Annotated in this window: 17 protein-coding genes; 13 read left to right on the top strand and 4 right to left on the bottom strand. The window is 62.5% G+C overall.

The window, feature by feature from the left end:
• Nucleotides 1-7 precede the first annotated feature (7 nt).
• Both F7R90_RS12655 and F7R90_RS12660 read right to left on the bottom strand, forming a co-directional pair.
• Nucleotides 8-1,801, bottom strand: coding sequence for a DUF7827 domain-containing protein (locus F7R90_RS12655; RefSeq protein WP_158057787.1), 1,794 nt, complete (start codon nt 1,799-1,801; stop codon nt 8-10).
• Between the two features lie 52 nt (nt 1,802-1,853).
• Nucleotides 1,854-2,252 (bottom strand): MaoC family dehydratase, encoded by a 399-nt coding sequence (locus tag F7R90_RS12660; protein ID WP_158057788.1) that lies wholly within the window; start codon nt 2,250-2,252, stop codon nt 1,854-1,856.
• 88 nt (nt 2,253-2,340) lie between these two features.
• Between F7R90_RS12660 and F7R90_RS12665 the strand changes: the two genes are divergently transcribed.
• The 4 genes from F7R90_RS12665 to F7R90_RS12680 all read left to right on the top strand — a co-directional run bounded on the left by F7R90_RS12665 (nt 2,341) and on the right by F7R90_RS12680 (nt 7,225).
• Nucleotides 2,341-3,147, top strand: a complete 807-nt coding sequence (locus F7R90_RS12665) for an alpha/beta fold hydrolase (RefSeq protein ID WP_158057789.1) — start codon at nt 2,341-2,343, stop codon at nt 3,145-3,147.
• On the top strand, nt 3,140-4,732 hold the full coding sequence (locus F7R90_RS12670; protein WP_158057790.1) for an AMP-binding protein: 1,593 nt from the start codon (nt 3,140-3,142) through the stop codon (nt 4,730-4,732). The genes F7R90_RS12665 and F7R90_RS12670 overlap by 8 nt, the downstream gene beginning before the upstream one ends.
• A 581-nt stretch (nt 4,733-5,313) precedes the next feature.
• Entirely contained in the window at nt 5,314-6,018 is a 705-nt protein-coding gene (locus tag F7R90_RS12675) for a helix-turn-helix domain-containing protein (RefSeq protein ID WP_158057791.1), read from the top strand.
• Nucleotide 6,019: 1 nt separating this feature from the next.
• Nucleotides 6,020-7,225 carry an MFS transporter gene (locus F7R90_RS12680; RefSeq protein WP_158057792.1) on the top strand — a complete coding sequence of 402 codons (1,206 nt, stop codon included), beginning with the start codon at nt 6,020-6,022 and terminating at the stop codon, nt 7,223-7,225.
• A gap of 211 nt (nt 7,226-7,436) precedes the next feature.
• Here F7R90_RS12680 and F7R90_RS12685 read toward each other — a convergent pair whose 3' ends face one another.
• On the bottom strand, nt 7,437-8,303 hold the full coding sequence (locus tag F7R90_RS12685; RefSeq protein WP_158057793.1) for an SDR family oxidoreductase: 867 nt from the start codon (nt 8,301-8,303) through the stop codon (nt 7,437-7,439).
• Nucleotides 8,304-8,424: 121 nt separating this feature from the next.
• On the opposite strand from F7R90_RS12685, the gene F7R90_RS12690 reads away from it, so the two are divergent.
• The 8 genes from F7R90_RS12690 to F7R90_RS12725 all read left to right on the top strand — a co-directional run bounded on the left by F7R90_RS12690 (nt 8,425) and on the right by F7R90_RS12725 (nt 17,064).
• Nucleotides 8,425-9,840 carry an ABC transporter substrate-binding protein gene (locus tag F7R90_RS12690; protein ID WP_394352022.1) on the top strand — a complete coding sequence of 472 codons (1,416 nt, stop codon included), beginning with the start codon at nt 8,425-8,427 and terminating at the stop codon, nt 9,838-9,840.
• A 1-nt stretch (nt 9,841) separates the two neighbouring features.
• The gene (locus F7R90_RS12695; RefSeq protein WP_158057795.1) at nt 9,842-10,651 is read left to right on the top strand and encodes an ABC transporter ATP-binding protein; all 810 of its coding nucleotides are present in this window, start codon (nt 9,842-9,844) and stop codon (nt 10,649-10,651) included.
• A gap of 247 nt (nt 10,652-10,898) precedes the next feature.
• Nucleotides 10,899-11,597, top strand: coding sequence for an ABC transporter ATP-binding protein (locus F7R90_RS12700; protein WP_158057796.1), 699 nt, complete (start codon nt 10,899-10,901; stop codon nt 11,595-11,597).
• Nucleotides 11,594-12,595, top strand: a complete 1,002-nt coding sequence (locus F7R90_RS12705) for a branched-chain amino acid ABC transporter permease (protein WP_158057797.1) — start codon at nt 11,594-11,596, stop codon at nt 12,593-12,595. Before F7R90_RS12700 ends, F7R90_RS12705 begins: the two co-directional genes overlap by 4 nt.
• Nucleotides 12,596-12,773: 178 nt before the next feature.
• Nucleotides 12,774-13,940, top strand: a complete 1,167-nt coding sequence (locus F7R90_RS12710) for a branched-chain amino acid ABC transporter permease (protein WP_192498461.1) — start codon at nt 12,774-12,776, stop codon at nt 13,938-13,940.
• On the top strand, nt 13,937-14,977 hold the full coding sequence (locus tag F7R90_RS12715; RefSeq protein WP_158057798.1) for a 3-oxoacyl-ACP synthase: 1,041 nt from the start codon (nt 13,937-13,939) through the stop codon (nt 14,975-14,977). The genes F7R90_RS12710 and F7R90_RS12715 overlap by 4 nt, the downstream gene beginning before the upstream one ends.
• A gap of 150 nt (nt 14,978-15,127) precedes the next feature.
• Nucleotides 15,128-16,567 carry a dihydrolipoyl dehydrogenase gene (locus tag F7R90_RS12720; RefSeq protein WP_158057799.1) on the top strand — a complete coding sequence of 480 codons (1,440 nt, stop codon included), beginning with the start codon at nt 15,128-15,130 and terminating at the stop codon, nt 16,565-16,567.
• A 32-nt stretch (nt 16,568-16,599) separates the two neighbouring features.
• Complete coding sequence (locus F7R90_RS12725; protein ID WP_225741164.1) at nt 16,600-17,064, top strand: hypothetical protein; 465 nt, start codon at nt 16,600-16,602, stop codon at nt 17,062-17,064.
• A 46-nt stretch (nt 17,065-17,110) separates the two neighbouring features.
• Here F7R90_RS12725 and F7R90_RS12730 read toward each other — a convergent pair whose 3' ends face one another.
• A complete protein-coding gene (locus F7R90_RS12730) occupies nt 17,111-17,896 on the bottom strand; it encodes a ferritin-like domain-containing protein (RefSeq protein WP_192498307.1) in 786 nt (261 codons plus the stop codon).
• A gap of 695 nt (nt 17,897-18,591) precedes the next feature.
• Between F7R90_RS12730 and F7R90_RS12735 the strand changes: the two genes are divergently transcribed.
• Complete coding sequence (locus F7R90_RS12735; RefSeq protein ID WP_192498308.1) at nt 18,592-19,686, top strand: twin-arginine translocation signal domain-containing protein; 1,095 nt, start codon at nt 18,592-18,594, stop codon at nt 19,684-19,686.
• Nucleotides 19,687-19,784: the final 98 nt, after the last annotated feature.

The raw sequence follows: 19,784 nt of genomic DNA on the forward strand, positions 1-19,784 counted from the left end.
TCTCTCTTCAGTTTCGGCGACGTGCGAGCAACGCGCTTGCGAGCAGTGCGACGATTGCCGTGAAGACGCCGAAGCCGGGAATCGGCACGCTCGGCGGTTCCTCGGGTGGTTCTTTCGTCGGGTCTACGACTGTTTCGATGGTCGTCGTCTTGGTAGTCGCCGCAGTGGTCGTCTGTTCGCTCACGTACTTCACCCAATCCGAGACGACGCTTCCGTTGTCCGTGTACGGTTGACCGAGCGACTCGTCTGAATCGGCGTGGTGTGCGACTGCGACCAGCGTCGCGTTGCCGTCGAGTTCCGAATCGAGTTCCACGAACTGGTCGAACTCCTCGCCGGGTACGACGTACTCTGACCGACCCAGAACCTCACCGTCGGCGAACTCGCGGTGGATGACGACGTAGCCACCGTGAGACAGCGTAGCGTTCTCGACGAGGACCCCATTCTCGGTGAGTTCTCGTTCGACCACCTGCACGGAGGCGTGCGGCGGGCCGATGACCCCGGTCGCTCCTTCTTGGCCGGTTCTCGACCCGTAGAGCATCGAGTCGTCGGGACCGCGGACTGTCACCGTGAACTTCTCTCCAACCTGAAACTCACTGAAGTCGAACTGCGCTGAGAACCGACTCTTGCCCTCGGTTCCATTGTTCACCTCGACTGTCTCAGTCGCCACTTCGTTGCCACCTTTGTCGTACACCCGGACGGTGAGGTGGTTTCCGGGAACCAGCGTCGTTCGACCTTCGATGGTCTGATTCTCGGCCGAAGCGACGACAAAGTGATTGCCCCCGCGGGTCCGTTCGAAAGAGGCATCGAGATACTCGATGGTAAACTTGGTCGTAGCTCGTTCGGTAGCCGTCCCGGCACCGGACTCCGTCGGCAGCGTGACGTTCGCTTGGTACTCCCCGCCCCTGAGTTTCGCATAGTACAATTCTTCGCCGTCGGGGCGAGTCATCCACCCGTTGGACAGATTCGTCACGATAAAGTACGAGTCGTTGACCGAGTCGGAGACCACCGTCGTCGCGGAGTGATTCCGCACGTCGAGAACTGCTTCTGACTGTTCGGTTCCCGGATGCAATTGACGAACGGCTATACTGCCCGGCGCGCCGTCGAACGCCGCGAAGAATCGAGCCGTGGTGTTCGAGCCGTTCTGGGCGAGAAGCGCGCCTTCGAGACCCGACGCGCGGAGTTCCAGTACGAGCGTGTCTCTCTCGGAGACGAACGGACTCGCAGTCAGATTGCCCGACGCCTTCGCCGCACGAATGGCACTCCGATTCGACAGTTCGACGGACTCTGGAGCGACCAAGGTGCGAACCGAGTCCGTGCTTCGCTGGTTGAGTGCGAGCGTGGCGACGTCCCACCGCTCGCCGTCGGCACCCGCTCCTTCCCAAAGGTCGAGGTCGTACGAATCGGCGGAGAGGGGCGTCGAGACGTTCGAGCGTTCTCGGACGATGAGACTGTCACCGCCGCTCGCGCTGAGATTCCCGTCGTAGGTGTTCAGTCGGACTGTCACGTCTCCATCGTCGTTCTCGTCCCGGACGACGACTGTCGTGACGTGGTTCGACCCGTTTCCGATTCGAACCGTGGCAGTGTCCGTCTCATGCAATTCGACGGAGAGTTCGGCGACGTCGCCTCGCTGTTCGGAGTAGACGTTTTCAGTGAAGGCGACCGGTAGCTCCGGGTCCGACTGACTGGCGACCGAAGATGTTGGTTCAGACTGGCCGACGACCGCAGACGGCACCGCGGCGGTCACGAGCAAGACGGCGAGCGAGCAAATCAGTAGTCGTCTCGGATGGAGGGCCGGAGACATACGTTACTCGCCAGACTGGTCAGAAAAGTATCTTCTGGTCGGTTGCAATCGGTTACGACTCGTGGGGCACCGACATGACGACCGCTTCGCCCGACAGTACCTGCTCGCCGTCTGCCTCTGCGACCGTCTCGACGCGCAACTTGTCGTCGCCTAACTCCTCAACCACAATCGCACTCGCCGTGACGGTCTGACCGGGGCGAACCGGATTCTCGAAGGTCAAGTCCTGCGAAAGATAGACGATGTCGCCCGGCAAGTCTGCGAGCGCGGCACTGACCGCGCCCGCGGTGAACATGCCGTGCGCGACGCGGCCGCCGAAGAACGTCTCGCCCGCGTAGTCGTCGTCCAAATGAATGGGGTTGTCGTCGCCCGTCAACTCGGCGTAGGCGTCGATGGACTCCTCGGTGACGGTCAGAGCAGACTCGGCAGTGTCGTCTACAGCTGCGACTGGCATGGCCGAAAGTGGCCGCGCGCGACGAATCAATCCCGAGGTTAACATGTGAAACCCGGCTTTCAATACAGCTTCGTCCGTCGGTTGGGCCATGGCCTACGCGGACAACGACGGAATCTCTCTCTACTACGAGGTAGACGGCCCCGAAAACGAGGACACTGTGGTCCTCGTCGAAGGACTCGGCTACGGCCGATGGATGTGGAACTGGCAACGCGAGCGACTGACTAACGACGGGTATCAGGTCGTCGTCTGGGACAACCGTGGCACGGGCGACTCGGACGTTCCCGACGGCCCGTACACGATTTCCCAGATGGCGGGCGACTTGGAAGCGGTTCTCGAATCTGCGGACATCGACTCGGCGCACGTCGTCGGCGCGAGCATGGGCGGGATGATAGCCCAGCGGTACGCGCTCGACTACGACCGCGCGGAGTCGCTGGCACTACTCTGTACGAGCCCCGGCGGCGACGACGCAGTGCCGACGCCGCCCGAGACGCAGGCCCGGATGTTCGACGTGCCCGAGGACGCAGACGAGCGCGAGGCGATTCGCTACAAGATGAAGCCCGCGATGAGCGACGACTTCTGGACCCACAACGACGACCTCGTCTCGGACATCGTGGACTGGCGCGTGGAGAGCGACGCCCCAGAGTCGGCGCGGGAAGCGCAGGCCGCCGCAGTCGCAGGTTTCGACGCCAGCGACGAACTGGCGAATGTCCACCTGCCGACGCTCGTCGCGCACGGCGATTCGGACAGCGTTCTGCCGGTCGAGAACGCGGACCTGCTGTACGAAGGACTACTGAACGCTCGACTCGCTATCTTCGAGGACGGCCCGCACCTGTTCTTCATCGAGCAAGCCGAGTCGGTCAACGACGCACTCGTGGAGTTCGTGGACGATGCATAGCCACAGCCAGCGACCGTACGAGTGGGTCGGCGCGTGGAGCGAGAAGCGCGCGCAGTTGTCTCCCGGGAAAGTCGGCCTCGTAGACGCCACGACGGGGGTGCGCTACACCTACACCGAACTGGACCAGCGGGCGAACCGGACTGCACGGTTGCTTCGAGACGAAGGCGTAGTGAAGAACGAGAACGACGAGGACGGCGAGCGAGTCGCCGTCCTCTCGCGGAACCGACCCGAACTCGTAGACTTGTTCTTCGCCACCGCGAAGACTGGGGGCGTCTTGGCACCGCTCTCGCACCGTCTCGCGGCAGGCGAGTTGGTCGAGATGCTGAACGACGTGTCGCCGTCGCTGCTCGTCGTCGAGGAACCGTTCGCGGACCTTGCGAGGAGCGTCCTCGACCACGAAAGTCGAGCGTTCGACTGTTCGGTGCTGTCGTTGGAGACTCGGGCGTCGGGAGACGACACTCGTTCGGGCGATACCGTCGGGTGGCCCGCGTGGAGTAACGCAGTTCCCTCCGACGGTTCGCCGGTCGATACGGCGGACGTGTCCATGGACGACCCGCACCTGTTCCTGCACACCGGGGGTTCGACGGGCGTGCCGAAAGAGACCGTTCTGACCCACGGGTCGATTCTGTGGAACTCGTTCAACACTATCACCGCGTGGGGGCTTCGGCCGAAAGACACGACGCCGATGGTGTTCCCGATGTTCCACACGGGTGGGTGGAACGTACTGACGGTGCCGATGTTTCACCTCGGCGCGACGGTCGTGCTCGCCCGCGAGTTCGAACCGGGCGAGGTGCTTCATCTGGTGGAAGACGAGCGCGCGTCGGTTCTCGTCGCGGTCCCTGCCGTCCTGCGAATGATGACCGACCACGACGACTGGGACGACACCGACCTCTCCAGTCTGCGGTTCGCAAAGTCGGGTGGTGGCCCGTGCCGCGAGTCCGTGATGGAGGAGTGGTGGATGCGCGGCGTGAACCTCTCGCAGGGGTACGGCCTCACCGAGTGCGGCCCGAACAACTTCACGATGCCTTCCGAGTGGCCGTCCGGGAAGGCCGACAGCGTGGGCGTTCCGGCGATGCACGTAGACGCGCGAATCGTCGCAGACGACGGTGAAGTACTCCCAGACGACGAAATCGGCGAACTCGAACTGTCGAGTCCCCACGCCGGGGACCGCTACTGGAACGCGCCCGAGGAGACCGAGGAGACGTTTGGTGAGTGGGTCGCCACTGGCGACCTCGCGCGCAGAGACGAAGACGGCTACTACTACATCGAGGGTCGCAAGAAGAACATGTACGTCAGCGGCGGCGAGAACGTCTATCCCGCGGCAGTCGAGGACCGAATCGCCGACCACCAGAAAGTGGAGGAAGTCGTCGTCGTCCCCGTGCCGGACGACCAGTGGGGGCAGGTCGGCAAGGCCGTCGTGCAGGCCGACGAGTCGCTGACCTTGGACGAGTTGACGGAGTTCCTGGACGGGCGACTCGCCCGGTTCAAGCACCCGCGACACCTCGCCTTTATCGAGAAGATGCCGACCTCGGGACCGTCGAAGATAGACCGTGAGGCCGTGAAAGGGGAGTTTGGTGGGAAGTGAGGGGAACGACGGCGACACTCGGCCGACCAAGCGACCGCAAGTAAGAGGACACAAACCACCGGAATCGCCCGGCCGACCAATCAGTAGGGTGGGACTGAAAGGGGCCGCGCGCTCGCGTTCATCGTGGTCGGTGCACGGGCACTACTCGCGCCGGGCGTTGTGAGAGGCGCGAGTATCCCGCGCCAGCGACCGCGAGCGCGCGGGGGCTTTCGAAGAAGAAACGTCGGTCGTGCTGGTTGGGTTGGAGAAGTAGTAGTGAGGCGAGTTACTCCCGAAACCAAGGAGAGACCGCACAGCACCGCACCGCGAGCGCCACATCCTCCCCAACCGACTGTGTTACTCAGGTTCGGAAGACGCGCCACTGCGCGTCTTCCGCGTTGCGTTACTCGTCCCTCGCGCGTTTCTCGCGCGCCGAGTATCCATGAAGAACCCCGAATTAGCTTGGTCGGCGACAGCGAGCGTACAGGGGCGTTCGAGGCGGCCACAGTTCAACCGAAATCCAGAGAAATTCGTCACCTTCGTCTCAGCACGAAATGCTTTTGTGGCTCCTGACGTATGGTGGGCAGTAGCAAGGGGAACCGATGATAGACATCACGATGGACATGGAGCAGTACGACTGCCCGTTCATCGACACCACCGACGACCACGAGGTGGCGTTCTCGGCCATCCAGTGGGACTTCGACCGGGTCGAAGAGCAACTGGAGACCCGGATGGTCGTGGAAGGCGACGACCGGTCTGCGCTCGACGCCGGACTCGGTGCGTTAGACGACCACGACAACATGCGCGACTACAAACTCCTCACTCGCCGAGACAACGTCGCCCGCATCCGAACCGTCATCTCCGAGACCGACGCGATGGGGACCATCCGGGAGAACGGTGGCTACGTCACCGGTCCGTTCTACATCGAGAGCGGGAGCGAGGTCTGGCACGTCGGCTTCGACGGCGTCGAGGAGGCCGACACCACGCTGTCGGAACTCGAACGGGGCAACGAGTACGACGTGCTCGAACGCAAGAACACCGAACTCCCCGAGATGCAGGGGTTCGTCCAGAACGCGGGCGCGGCGATGACGCTCATAGAGGGCTGTCGTGACCTCTCGGACGTGGAGCGCGAGACGCTCGAAACCGCCGTCACCGACGGCTACTTCCAGAGTCCGCGCGGTGCGACTCTCGGGAATTTGGCCGACGAGTTTGGCGTCTCGAAGCCCGCGGTGTCGAAGAACCTGCGGCGGGGCCAACAGAAGATGATTCAGCGCGTCGTGGACGCACTCGACGAGTTAGAGGAGTAAGGTGGACGTTCGCGCGCTGCTCCGTTCCGACGACGACAACTCCGAGCGCTGGCGGTCGGTGTTCGCCATCGCTGGCTGGCAGACTGCGGCGAGTCTCTGCTACTACAGCATCTTCGCGGCCACCGCGTTCGTCCGCGAGGGGTTCGAAATTTCGCGCACCCTGGTCGGCGTCTTCCTGACTGCCGCGATGGTCGGCTACACGCTCAACCTCTTTCCGAGCGGCGCGGCCGTCGATGGGTTCGGCGAGTCCAAAGTGATGATTGCAGGACTGCTCGCACTCGGTGGCGGCGTCGTCGCCGTCTCGCTGGCACCGACCTACGCCATCCTACTCGCAGCGAGCGTCCTCCTCGGGGCGGCCTACGCGACGGCGATGCCAGCCTCGAACAAGGGCATCGTGGCCGCCGCACCGAGAGGTCGAGAAAATCTTGCCATGGGCATCAAGCAGGTCGGCGTCACCGCCGGAAGCGGTGCGGCCTCGCTCGTCGTCACGGGCGTCGCGGCCGTCGCCGCGTGGCAACTCGGCTTCTGGACAATCGCCGTCGTTGCAGTTGGCTACGCCGCCATCTTCGCGCTGACGTACAGTGGCACCGACGGGTCGGGGTCGCTTTCGCGTCCGGACTTCTCGGGACTCGGCCAGAACAGGGCCTATCTGCTCTTGGTCGCCGCAGGACTGTTCGTCGGCGCGACCATCTTCTCGATGCTCGGCTACGTTATCCTCTACGTGCAGGACGTGGTGGCCGCGAGCGCGGCCGCTGGGGGCGTCGTCCTCGCACTGGCGCAGGTGACCGGGAGTGTCGGCCGGGTCGGAAGCGGGTCGCTCGCGGACCGCCTCGGCGACGCCCACGGGGCGGCGACCGTCTCGCTCGCGCAACTCGCGGGTGCCGTGGTGCTGTTCGCCCTGCTCGCGTTTGGAGACCTTTCGCTCACCGTCGCCGCAGTTGTCTTCGGCGCGCTCGGTCTCACCGTCCTCGGGATGACCGGCGTCTACTACTCCTGCCTGAGCGACATCGTGGCCAGTGAGGACGTTGGGACTGCGACTGCTGGTGGGCAGACTGCAATCAACGTGGGTGGACTGCTGACTCCGCCTGCGTTTGGGTTTTTGGCCGATACTTTCGGATACGATGCAGGATGGGCGATGCTCGCGGTGTTGACTGTTTGTGGAACGCTGTTGCTGTGGGGCGTTCGGCGGGAGACAGCGAGGGAGTGAGAAAAGAAAGTGCAGATGCCAACGTGACTACTACTTCGAAAGCCTCGCTCGCTGCGAGTTTCAGAAGAAGTCGAAGCCGCTGCGAACACGCCGAAAGCCCCCGCTCGCTACGAGTTTCAGAAGAAATCACTGCGAACACACTGAAAGTCCCACCCTGTCGTTTGCGTCCTCTTACTCGCAGTGGGAGCGATTCAGTCGCCCGGCCAGACCCCTACTCGTACGTCAACGTCATCCCGTCGTCGAATTTCAAATCGCCGCCATTGAGATGACTGGCGTGCTTCGAGAAGCCGAAGACGAACAGGTTGGCGACCTCCGCAGGCGTCATCATTTCGGTCGTTCGAGACTGCCCCAGCATCACGTCCTCCACGACTTCTTGCACCGAAATTCCTCGCTGGTCGGCCGTATCCGGAATCTGATCGGTGACGAGCGGCGTCTTCACGTAGCCCGTCGAAATCGAAAAGGAGCGCACGCCGTCTCCCTCCGCCGCAATCGACTGGGTGAGTCCCCGGAGGCCGAACTTCGCCACGTTGTAGGCCACCTTGTCGCTGGTGACGTAGTGGCCATGGACCGACGCCATGTTGCCGACGCAACCGAAGCCGTTCGAAGAGTCGCGCATGTCGTCGCCCGACTCACGCATGTGGGGCAGGCAATGCTTCGCCAGTTCGACCGGCGCGCGGACCATCACGTCCTGCATCGCGTCGTAGGTGTCCATCGGGAACTCCTCGATGGGGTCGATGTGCTGCATCCCGGCGACGTTGGCGAGGTAGGTGATGTTTCCGTGGTTGGCGGCCCTCCCTACGATTTCCGGCACGTCTTCGCGCAGGTCTCCGACGACAGTCTCCACAGTTCCTTCTACACCGAGATCGGCGGCCTTCTGGTCTGTCCCGGCGAGACCATCCTCGTCCATGTCGGTGCCGACGACGGTCAGACCGTTCTCTGCGAGGGCGAGTGCTGTCGCGCGTCCGATACCGGAGGCCGCGCCAGTCACGAGCGCGACGTTTTCGGCGACGAATCGGTCGTCGTCGATTCGCAACACGTCGTCCGCTGTCAATTCGGGCGAGGAGACTTCGTCTGTCACGTGCTGTGTCACTCGTCGGGCGAGTGAAAAACCGGAGGTTAACGTATGAAGCCCACCCAGCCGTTTACATGTTAACCCCCCAGTATTTGCCGGATACGAGGGATGTATCTAACCTGTTATGGTGGACGAGAACCTTTCACGACGACAGTGGCTCACCGCACTCGGCGCGACCGGAACGGCCGGTCTCGCTGGCTGTATGGGCGGCGACGAAGGTGGACAGAACACGACGACTGACGGCGGCACGACGAACTCCGGCATGAACGACACCACGGCGAAGACGACGACGGCGGCGAACGTCTCCGGAAAGGTGAAAATCGGCGTCCTTCAGCCGACCTCCGGCGACCTCAAGTACTACGGTCAGCAGGGTCTCTGGGGCTTCTACTCCGGGCTCGCCTACAAGGGCAACACCGACCCCATCACCGGGTCGAGTACGGGCAAGCAGACGGTGACGGTCGGCGACGTAGACTACGAACTCATCGTGCGCGACACGAAGTTCAGCGCCGACACGGCTCAGTCGCTAGCGACCGACCTCGTGAAGAACGAAGAGGTAGACATGCTCTTTGGCTGTGCCTCTTCAGGGTCGGCCAACCGCGTCATCAAGACGGTCGTCAATCAGGCGCAGGTTCCGTACATGGCCGGTCCCGCCGCGTCTGCCGACATTACGGCGAGTTCCGAGACTTGTGGTAACCTCGTCTTCCGAGCGAGCGAGAACACCGCGATGGACGCCCGCTCGGGCGGGAAGTACGTCGCCAACCAGACCGACGTGAGCAAGGTCTACCTCTTCGGAGCGGACTACTCGTTCGGCAAAGCGGTCGTGAACAACTACGAGCAGGTGCTGAAAGACGAGGGCATCGAAATCGTCGGCAAGAAGTTCGTTCCGCGCGGCTACAAAGAGTGGAAAGGACTGCTCGACAACGCCCAGAAGGCGGGCGCAGAGGGCATCGTCGGTGGGTTCACCGTCGCCACACTGCCCGCGCTGTTCACTCAGGTCCTCAACGGCGACTACGACTTCCGCGTGTTCGGCGGCTTCGCGACCCAGATTACCAACAGCATCGTCGGCGGCACGCTCAAGAAGGCGCTGGGCGACCTGACGAAGGAGAAGTTGGCTAACACGAAACTCGGGCCGTTCACGACGCGCTACCACTGGAACCAGTACGACAACGACATCAACAACAAGTTCGTGGACATGTACACCAACGCCTACGGCGTCGTGCCTGACCTGTTCACCTCCGGGACGTTCACCGCCGCGTCGGCCATCGTGCAGGCGGTCAACGCGAGCGGTTCGACCGAAGGCAAAGACATCGCCAACGCGCTCAGTGGGATGACGGTCAAGGACACGCCGAAGGGCGAAGGCGGCTACGTCTTCCAGAAATACAACAATCAGGCCCGGTCCTCGATGACCGTCGCGGACCCGGTGCCGACCACCGACGAGTGGGCGGAAAACTGGGACGCGCCGATAATGCCGGGCAAACCGCTCACCACGATTTCGGGCAAGAAATCGACCATCCCGAAAAGCGGCGTCGATTGCTCGCTGTGACATGTTGCGAACCACGGGCTTGACGAAAGAGTTCGGCGGTCTCACGGCCGTCGATGACGTAGACTTCGCGTTGGAGGACGAGGAACTCTGCTCACTCATCGGACCGAACGGCGCGGGCAAGACGACGTTCTTCAACCTCCTGACGGGGACGCTCACCCCGACGCGGGGTACTGTCGAGTTGCAGAAGGAGAGCGGTTGGCGCGAGATTACCGAAGAGGAGCCACACGAAACGGCCAGCCTCGGTCTGCACCGCTCGTACCAGATTACGAACGTCTTCCCGACCAGCACGGTGTTGGAGAACGTCCGCGTGGCCGCACAGTCACATAGCGACGACTCCGCGAAGTTCTGGCGCAACGCCGGAGCCTTCGACCGCCACACCGAGGAGGCCCACGCCATCCTCGAACGTGTCGGACTCGCAGACGAAGCCCACACCGTGGCCCAGAGCCTGAGCCACGGCGCGAAGCGCCAGCTAGAGGTCGGCGTTGCGCTCGCTGGTGACCCCGAAGTGCTCCTGCTGGACGAACCGAACGCGGGCGTCTCTTCGGAGAGCGTGGACCAAATCATCGACCTCATCGAGGACGTGGCGACGGACCACGCGGTCCTGCTGGTCGAGCACAACATGGACATCGTGATGAACGTCTCCGACCGCGTCGTCGTGCTGAATCAGGGCGCGGTCATCGCAGAGGGCGAACCGGAAGAAGTCCGGGGCGACCCCACAGTGCAGGAAGCGTACCTCGGCGGCTACGAGGCCGGAAGCTTGAGCGCCAGCGAGTCCGAGGAAGCGACCGACCCAGAGGAGGGAGCGGCGTGAACTCGACACTCCTACAGTCCGCGAGTAAGCGGACACAGACCAGCAAGTTCCGCCCGGCGACACAAACACAGGGCGGGACTGAAAGGGGCCGCGCGCTCGGCGAACCCCGACGACGTAAGCACCGCAGCGAAGCGAGGAGCGCAGCGAGTCGTGGGAGTCGAGCGCGGGGGGGCTTTCGAAGCGGTCGAAGTCCCTGTACTTCCTGCGGCCGCACCAAGACCAACTATTCGAAGAAGGAGGTCACAAAATGACCCTTCTCGAAGTCGAAGACGCCCACACGTACTACGGCGAGAGCCACATCCTCGAAGGCGTCTCGCTCGAAGTCGAAGAAGGAGAAGTCGTCGCTCTCGTCGGCCGCAACGGCGTCGGCAAGACGACGACGCTCCGAACTATCCTCCAACTCACCGCGCCCCGCGAGGGAACAGTCAGATATCGCGGGGAAGACGTGACAGGCCACAACACCCACGAAGTCGCGGACATGGGCGTCGGTTGGATTCCAGAAGGTAGACGAATCTTCACGCAACTCTCCGTCGAGGAGAACGTCCGCGTGGCAGTGCCAGACGGAAGAAACGTCTCGGAAGCGGTCGAAGACGCCTTCGAGACGTTTCCGGACCTGCGCGAGCACGCCGACAGAGACGCCGGAAATCTCTCTGGCGGCCAACAGCAGATGTTGGCCATCGCTCGTGCGTTGGTCGGCGACAACGACCTGCTGCTCGTAGACGAACCGAGCGAAGGTCTCGCGCCGCTCATCGTCGAGCGAGTCGCGAACGCGCTCAACGACGCGGCCGCCGACACGACGATTCTGCTGGTCGAGCAGAACCTGCCGCTCGCACTCGACTTGGCCGACCGCTTCTACGTCATCGACAACGGACAGGTCGTGGAGGAAGGTGACGCGGACGCCGCGTCTGCGGACGACGAGCGACTCAGGAGGTATCTCAGCGCATGAACTCGATACTGTTCCTCGACGCGCTCGGGCAGTTCCTCCAACCGGACAACCTCGCGTCCGTCCTCGTAGACGGACTCGCCAAGGCCGCCCTCTACGTGATGATTGCGGGCGGACTCACGCTCATCTTCGGTCTGATGGGCGTGTTGAACTTCGCACACGGCTCGCTGACGATGATCGGCGCGTATCTAGGCGGCCTGTTGATGGTCCTCGCCGTCGGGCAGGCCAGCGGTCCGGGCACGCGACTGCTGACCTTCTTCCTCGCGCTCGCCGCGACGTTCGCGCTTCTCGCCGGACTCGGCGGTGCGATGGAGGTCACCTTGATACGGCGACTGTATGACCGGCCGCCGGTCTACCAGATACTGCTCACCTTCGGGCTGACCCTCATCTTGGACGAACTGGTCCGTATCGTCGTGTTGTTCTACGGACTCCAACCGACCAGCGAGTGGCAGGCCGCACTGGGCACGAAACCCGGTTTCCTCAGCAGTTCGGTGGACCTCGGCATCATCTCGGTCGCGGGGCTCGACCTGTTCGAAATCGCAGTCGGCGCGCTCACGGTGGGCGCGCTGTGGGCGTTCCTCACCCGAACGCGCTACGGCCTGATAATCCGCGCGGGGAGCGAGGACGCTGAAATGACCGAAGCGCTCGGCATCGACGTGCGCCGCGTGTTCACCGTCGTCTTCGCACTCGGCGCGGGCGTCGCGGGTGCGGCGGGCGTCCTGCTAATGTGGGACGCCTCGTGGGGTGCGAGCGTGCCGTTGGCTTCCCACACCCTGCTCCCGGCGTTCGTGGTCGTCATCATCGGCGGTCTCGGAACGTTCCGGGGCACCGTCGTCGCGGCGGTCATCGTCGGCCTGACCGACGCCGTGATGTCGTGGTGGTTCATCAACGAAATCGACTTCGCGGGACTGCCACAGATGACCATCTTCCTCATCCTCGTGGTGATGCTCATCCTGCGCCCACAGGGACTGTTCGGTGTCGAGGAGGTGGGCGGCCATTAGCACCGAAACGTCGGACTCTGCGGACTCCGCAGAATCCGCGGATTCGGAGGCCGACGTGGCCCCCGAGACGGAAAGCGCGACTGGGAGTGGCGAAACTGCCACCTCGTGGACCGTCCGCTACGCCCGCGAGCATCTGGCGCACCTCGGCGTCATCGTCTTCCTCGCGGCGTATCCCGGCATCTACACGGTCCTGCTGAACTCCCCACTGAGTTCCGAGATGGCGACGGTGCTGCCGGACATCGAGACGATGATAACGGTGCTGTACTTCGCGCTGTTCGCCATGTCGTTCGACTTCATCAGCGGCTACACGGGCTACCTATCCTTCGGCCACGCGGCGTTCTACGGGACAGGCGCGTACTTCGTCATCCTCACGTCGAACGGGAAGATTCCGGGACTCGCCACGGGCACGCCGTTCATGCTGATGCTCGTCTTGGCAGGACTCGCGGCCGTCGTCTTAGCGCTACTCATCGGCGCGGTGTCGTTCCGACTGTCGGGCGTCTACTTCGCCATGATTACGCTTGGCTTCTCACAGGTGCTGTACGTGTTCATCCGTGGGTGGGACTACGCGGCGAGTAACCCCCGCGACGGCCCGGCCGTGTTGGAACGAACCGACCCGTTCAGCATCGGAATTCCTGGTGTAGACTCGCTGAACCTCGCCATCGGCCAACTCGCAGGCGACGAAGTAGAGGGCCTGCTCGGTGTCCTCAACTTCGGGACGACCGAGGTGTCCTACTACATGGTCGGCCTCGTCGTGCTGGTCTGCTACTTCGCCATGCAGCGCATCATCCACTCGCCGTTCGGCAAGGTGATGGTCGCCATCCGCGAGAACGAAGAGCGCGCCGAAGCCATCGGTTACAACACGTTCTGGTACAAGCTCGGCGCGTTCGGGGTCAGTGCGTTCTTCGCTGCCGTCGCTGGCGGCCTCTTTGCAGGCTTCCAGCGCTCTGTCTCGCCGGAGAGTACGTTCTACTTCACCGTCGCCGGGGACGCCCTACTCGCGTCCATCATCGGCGGGTTCGGCACGTTGGCCGGACCACTGTACGGCTACCTCTTCGACGAGTCGGTGACGGAGTTCCTCTCGAAATCCGGAGAGGGAGGGGGACTGCTCCCGTACCTCCGAGACCACCTCGGCGAAGGGACGCTCTCGACCGAGGTGTTCAACGGCCTCACCGTACAGGAGGGCATCGACACCTTCCTGAACGGCCACGCAGAGCTGTACGTCGGCGCGGTGTTCATCCTGTTCGTGCTGTTCGTCCCGAATGGACTGCTCGGCACGGTCCGGGACCGACTCGGCGGCCACGTCGGCAAGCAAGTCGCCGCGCGACTGCGGGGTGACGAACGATGAGCGAGTCACGACAAGTGACTGACGCAGACCCCGTCGCGCTCACCGGCTACGGCGTCTACGTGCCCGAAGAAGTTATCACGGGCCAAGCAATCGCCGAGCAGAGCGGGGTTCCCGAGGAAGTCGTGGTCGAGAAGATGGGCGTCCGAGAGAAACGCGTCTGTCCCACAGACGGGGACAACGTCACGGACATGTCGGTGAAAGCCGCCGAGCAGGCACTCGCCGACGCCGAACTCGACGCCGAGGACCTCGACATGGTGCTGTACCATGGGAGCGAGTACAAGGACTACGTCGTCTGGAGCGCCGCGGCGAACGTCGCCGAGCGACTCGGCACGGACGACGCATTCGCAGTCGAGAGCTACGCACTCTGTGCAGGCGCGCCGCTGGCGATTCGACAGGCGAAATCGCAGTTGCTCGCCGACGCGCCCGAAACCGTCCTGCTCGTCTCCGCGAGCAGGGAGGAAGACCTCGTAGACTACGAGAACGAGGCTTCGTCGTTCATGTTCAACTTCGGGAGCGGTGCGAGCGCCGCAGTATTAGAAACTGACCCCGCCAACGAGCGCGCCCGCGCCGTCGTTCGCGAGAGCGCGGCACTCACCGACGGCAGTTTCTCGGAGGACGTAATCATGCCCGCAGGTGGGTCTCGTGAACCGACCACGCACGCGACGGTTGACGCGGGCTTGCACACCCTCGACGTGCCCGACCCCGACGGCATGAAAGAACGCCTCGCCGACGTGAGTTTGGCGAACTTCCTCGACGTGGCAGACGACGCCCTCGAACGGTCCGGCTACGACCGCGACGACCTCGATTTCGTCGCGCTTACGCACATGAAGCGGTCGTTCCACGATCTGCTTACGGAGAAGTTGGACGCGAAGAACTACTATCTGGACGAGTACGGACACGTCCAGAGCGTGGACCAACTGCTCGCGCTGGACGAGGGGCTTGCGAGAGGCAAGGTCGAGTCGGGTGACACCGTTCTGTTCCTCGCCGCGGGTACCGGCTACACCTGGGCCGCGACGGTGCTTGAGTGGCGGGGTTGAAAGGTTCCTTTCGAGTCGTGGACGAACTGCTCCCGTCCACGGTTCCGAGGTGCGACAAGAGACGGTAACTGCAGACTACCACGAGTAAGTGCCTGAACAGGTCACTCCGTCCACGAAGGCTTTCAATAGAGTGGGGGATGTTGACGAGCCATGAAGGAGTTCGACTTCCTCGTCATCGGGTCGGGTTCCGGTCTCGACGTAGCGAACGTCGCAATAAATCGCGGCCAGTCCGTCGCCGTCGTGGAAAAGGGGCCACTCGGCGGAACTTGCCTCAATCGCGGCTGTATCCCTTCGAAGCTGTTGCTGTATCACGCGGACGTTCTCGAAACAATCGAGCGCGCGGACGAGTTCCATATCGACGCAGAAGTTAGCGACGTCGCGTTCTCCGACATCGTCCAAGTGGTGACAGAGAAGGTGGAAGGAGAGGCCGAGTCTATCCGCCGTGGACTGCGCTCTTCCTCCGGACACGAACTTTTCGAGGGCGAAGGTCGATTCGTAGACGAACGTACCATCGAAATCACTGACGGTGTGGACGCAGGCACGCGAATTCGAGCCGAGACGGTCACCATCGCAGCCGGAACGCGCCCGGCGATTCCACCCATCGATGGTCTCGACGAGGTCGATTACCTGACGAGTACCGAAGCACTCAAGCTGGAAACAGTACCGGACCGCCTCGCCATCGTCGGTGGCGGATACATCGCAGCAGAACTCGGACACTTCTTCGGGACGTTCGGCGGCGACGTGACGATAATCGGGCGGCGACCGAACCTCCTCCCAGAAGCCGACGAAGAGGTCGCTGAGGCGTTCACCGAACGATACGCCGACCGATTCAGCGTTCACACCGGGTACGCAGCCACCGACGTTTGGGAGGAAGACGGGTCCGTAGTCGTCGAAGCACGTCCATACGAATACGGCGAGCGAGGAGGAATCATCGAAGATGGCGACTTCATCACGGTGACCGGCGACGAGTTACTGATTGCGGCTGGACGCGTTCCAAACTCCGATACGCTGAATCTCCCGACTGCTGGCGTGGCGACCGACAACCGGGGATTCGTCGAGACCGACAAGTACCTGCGAACGACCGCGGAGAACGTCTGGGCACTCGGCGACATCGTCGGTGAATATCTGCTGAAACACAGTGCAAACCACGAGGCTCGGACGGTCGCTCGAAACATCTTCGGTAGCGAGCGACAGCCAATCGACTACAGTGCGATGCCGTTCGCCGTGTTCGCTTCTCCCGAGGTTGCTGGCGTCGGAGCGAAAGAAGGGGACCTTCGAGCTGCCGGAAGAGAATATGCGACGAACACGTACCAGTATCAGGACACTGCTCGTGGGGACGCGATGAAAGCCGATGGCTTCGTGAAAGTTCTCATCGACCTGGACGGGGACATCCTCGGCTGTCACATCATCGGCCCGGACGCCTCGACGCTCATACAGGAGGTCGTCGTCGCGATGAAAGCAGGGACCGGGACGATACAGGATATTCGGGACGCAGTGCACATTCACCCGGCACTTCCAGAGGTCGTCCAGCGAGCGTTTTCGGGACAGTTCACCCGGAGTAACCAAGGCCACGACCACCACCATCACTGAACCCGCACAGTTAACCGACAATTCGATAACGAATGGTGAACACGAACGCGGCGTCGATTGATGTTTTCCCACTGTCGAACGAGGAGGGAATGACCCACAGCGGCACCGCTATGGTAGTCACTAACATATTAATCTCCGCAATGGTCAAAGCAGCAATCGTACTACTCGCAGACGTTGACACCGACGAGGGCGTCGGGCGTATGGTCAACAGCCTGGAGACCGCCAAAAAGTTCGCCGAGAACCCCGAAGACGACCTCGAACTCGTCTTCGACGGGACAGGCACTCGTTGGATACCCGAACTCGAAAACGAAGATCACGACTTCCACGACCTCTATGCAGCCGTAGAAGGAGACGCCTCTGCCTGCACCTTCTGTTCGGATGCGTTCGGCGTCGCGGACGCCGTTGGAGAGTCGAACGTGCCCCTAGTCGATGAGTACGACGGCCACCTCAGCATCGAAAAGCTCGTCAAAGAAGGCTACGAGGTACTGACGTTCTAAGGATTTGGACTATTTTATTCGAAATCGAGCGGAGCGACGGGGTCCGTCACTGGGTCGTGGTCGGCTGAGTGGTCGTCATCGTGTCCGAGACAACGAACGGTTGAACGAGTTCGAGGACCTCATCGGGTTCCAACGGTTCGTCGAACGCACTGGGGAACGGCGACCGCCGCGTCAGCGTGTTGAGGTACGACGAGTGTCTTGCCTCGACCGTAGCGATCGACGCCGCCGCGGTGATCAACTCACCGTTCCCGCTCAGCGTGTCTATCGCACCGTCGTAAGCGGAGACCCCGGTCGTTTCGAGCGTCTGGGCTGTCCGGATGAAGCGCCTGGGGTTTCGGAGGTCGAACTGGAACTCGACGTCGTCTGCGGTCACCGGGTCGCCGCCGAGACTTTCGACCGTCTGGGTAAGCGTCTGGACGTGCGCCTGCTCGTGGTCCCGAATCTCTTCGAACCGCTGGTACATGGACGACTGTATCTCTTCCCCGAACCGTTGTCCGATTCGAGAGTTGACGAGGTCGTCTTCGCTGAACTCTTGTAGCCCGCGCCTGTAGAACGTCGCTTCGAGTCGTTCGAGGGTGAGCGCGTAGTTCAGCGTATCGACGAACCGTTGGTCGTCTCGACCCTCCTCGGTCGTCACAGTTCCCTGCGTCGTCTCCTGTGCTCCCGTAGCGGCTCCCGAACCCGCCGAAAGTCCGAATCCTATCGCCGACGTGGCGAACCCTTTCTTCAAGAACTCTCGACGGGAATCAGCCGAACCGCTTCCGTTCTCCGCTGATGAATTGCCCCCTTCGTCCCCACCGTCGATTTCGAAGTCATTTATTTCGTTTCTCATAATTTGGCCGAATACGGTCTCTAAGCGCCAATTACGTCGTTTTCCGACGTCGGTCGTCTCGCTGCGCCCGGTGAGAACACCCGCGGGAGGATAAAGAACGAGTACCGTTTCCGTTTTCTCGAATCTCATTCTCCCGAGTAAGGGACGTTACCCGGACGCCCTTGTTTCAGCTGCCGTGCGAATTGAAGTATTACGACCGCCGGTCGGCGGGCGAGATACGAACACGCCAACCACCATCTCGCTCTCCCGTCAAAAATCAGGCACCGCCGAATTTCAGGCGAAACTGCAACGGGGAAATCTCGGGGACCTATCCAACAGCACAGACATCTGTTCGTCTCCCGAGTAATGAATAGTCGCTTGCAGGACGAGGACGTCAGAAGCGGCCGACAGGGATGCCGAGGAGTTCCTCGCTGAACGGTTGTGTCGGATTGGAAGGGAGCAATACAGGGTATCTATTTCTCGATGTTGTCCTGTCGGTGTCGTCTTAGTACTGCTCCGCGACCCTTGTCACCAAATCCCACCAACAGTAGACGTATATATTCAAGGAATTCCAAGCTAGGTACGATTACCGGGAGAGCATTAGTCGAAATACCGCCGTATTCTTCGAGCTTCTTGAACAGTCTACCGGATTCATACGTCGATAACTCGATAATGGTACGACCATGAGACGCGCCAATAGGAGCCGAGTTTCAACAGTGACCCGACGCACCTTCCTCGGCGGCGTGGCTACCGCCGGAGTGGCTGGGCTCGCAGGAGGTCGGCTACAAGAGGACGACGACGCGATTCCGTCGCGGTTCGCTAGTGCAGTCGAGATAGACACCGAGAACGACACCGTCACGCTCCCGCTCTACCGCGGCCAGAGCCCGATGGGAAACGTGTTCTACGTTTTGTTCGAAACGACCAGTCTCCGTCGCGCTACGAGGCGAGGAATCAACTGGTCGCCGAAGCTGTCCAACGCGCTCGGCACCGACGCCGTACAGCAGGTCGACGGACGACAACCCCGCGCCCGAAATCGGGACCAGGCGGGTATCGCGTTCCGCGCGACCCCGAACTTCACTCCAGAGCGCAACGTCGTCCCTGGCCCGGAAGGGTTCCCGCTCTCCACCGACACCCAACCGGGAGCGACGAGCGAGACGTACACCCCGTTGATTACGCGGGACCAAGACGTGGTGTACAACGCACCGCACGTCGCGAACGAGACGGGCGAACACGACAACGTCGTCTCTATCGACCGTAACGCGATGGAGGTGACGATGGCGTTGACCGCCGGGTTCTACGAGGGTCAACGAACCCTCTATGTCAGTACGGAGGCGTCCGCGCCCGACGTCGCGGCGCTCGAAGGCGCGACGTACGCCCCCGCCCTGAACGCGGCACCAGCGGCGGCGGACCGAAGCACGGCCACGTCCGCCCGCGAATCGATCATCCCGGTGGTGAACGGCCCGATGGGTGCAGACAATCCGAACCGGCAGGGGTTGCGGTCGGCAGTGGCGGGCGAGGGCAGTCCGCTCAACGTCGTTGCGGAGGAACAGGAGTGCGGTGACCCCAGCTTCCGGTCCGACTGCGAAGCACTGTTCTACAGCCCACTCTGGGACGTCCATCCGGTCGTGTGGACGCAGCAGGCGATAGACGAGGGCCAACGGCGACGGTTGACTAGTCATCAGGATGCCATCACCGCCTTCCGACGAGGGCAACTGGAGAGCGGTGCACCGGACGGTCCGGTCAACGACCTCCTGGGCGGCATGCGGGCGGCGGGGGCGCTCGTCAACTGTCCCCTGATACTCGTCGGGTGACCCCGCGAGGCGCGGGATGCTGTCCCCGAGTCCATGCGAGCGCCCGTACCGAGCACGAAGTGGCGGAGGCGGTTCGGGCGCGAGATATAACATGTGGC

This window comes from Halorussus halophilus (genome assembly GCF_008831545.1).
Taxonomy (GTDB): Archaea; Halobacteriota; Halobacteria; order Halobacteriales; family Haladaptataceae; genus Halorussus; species Halorussus halophilus.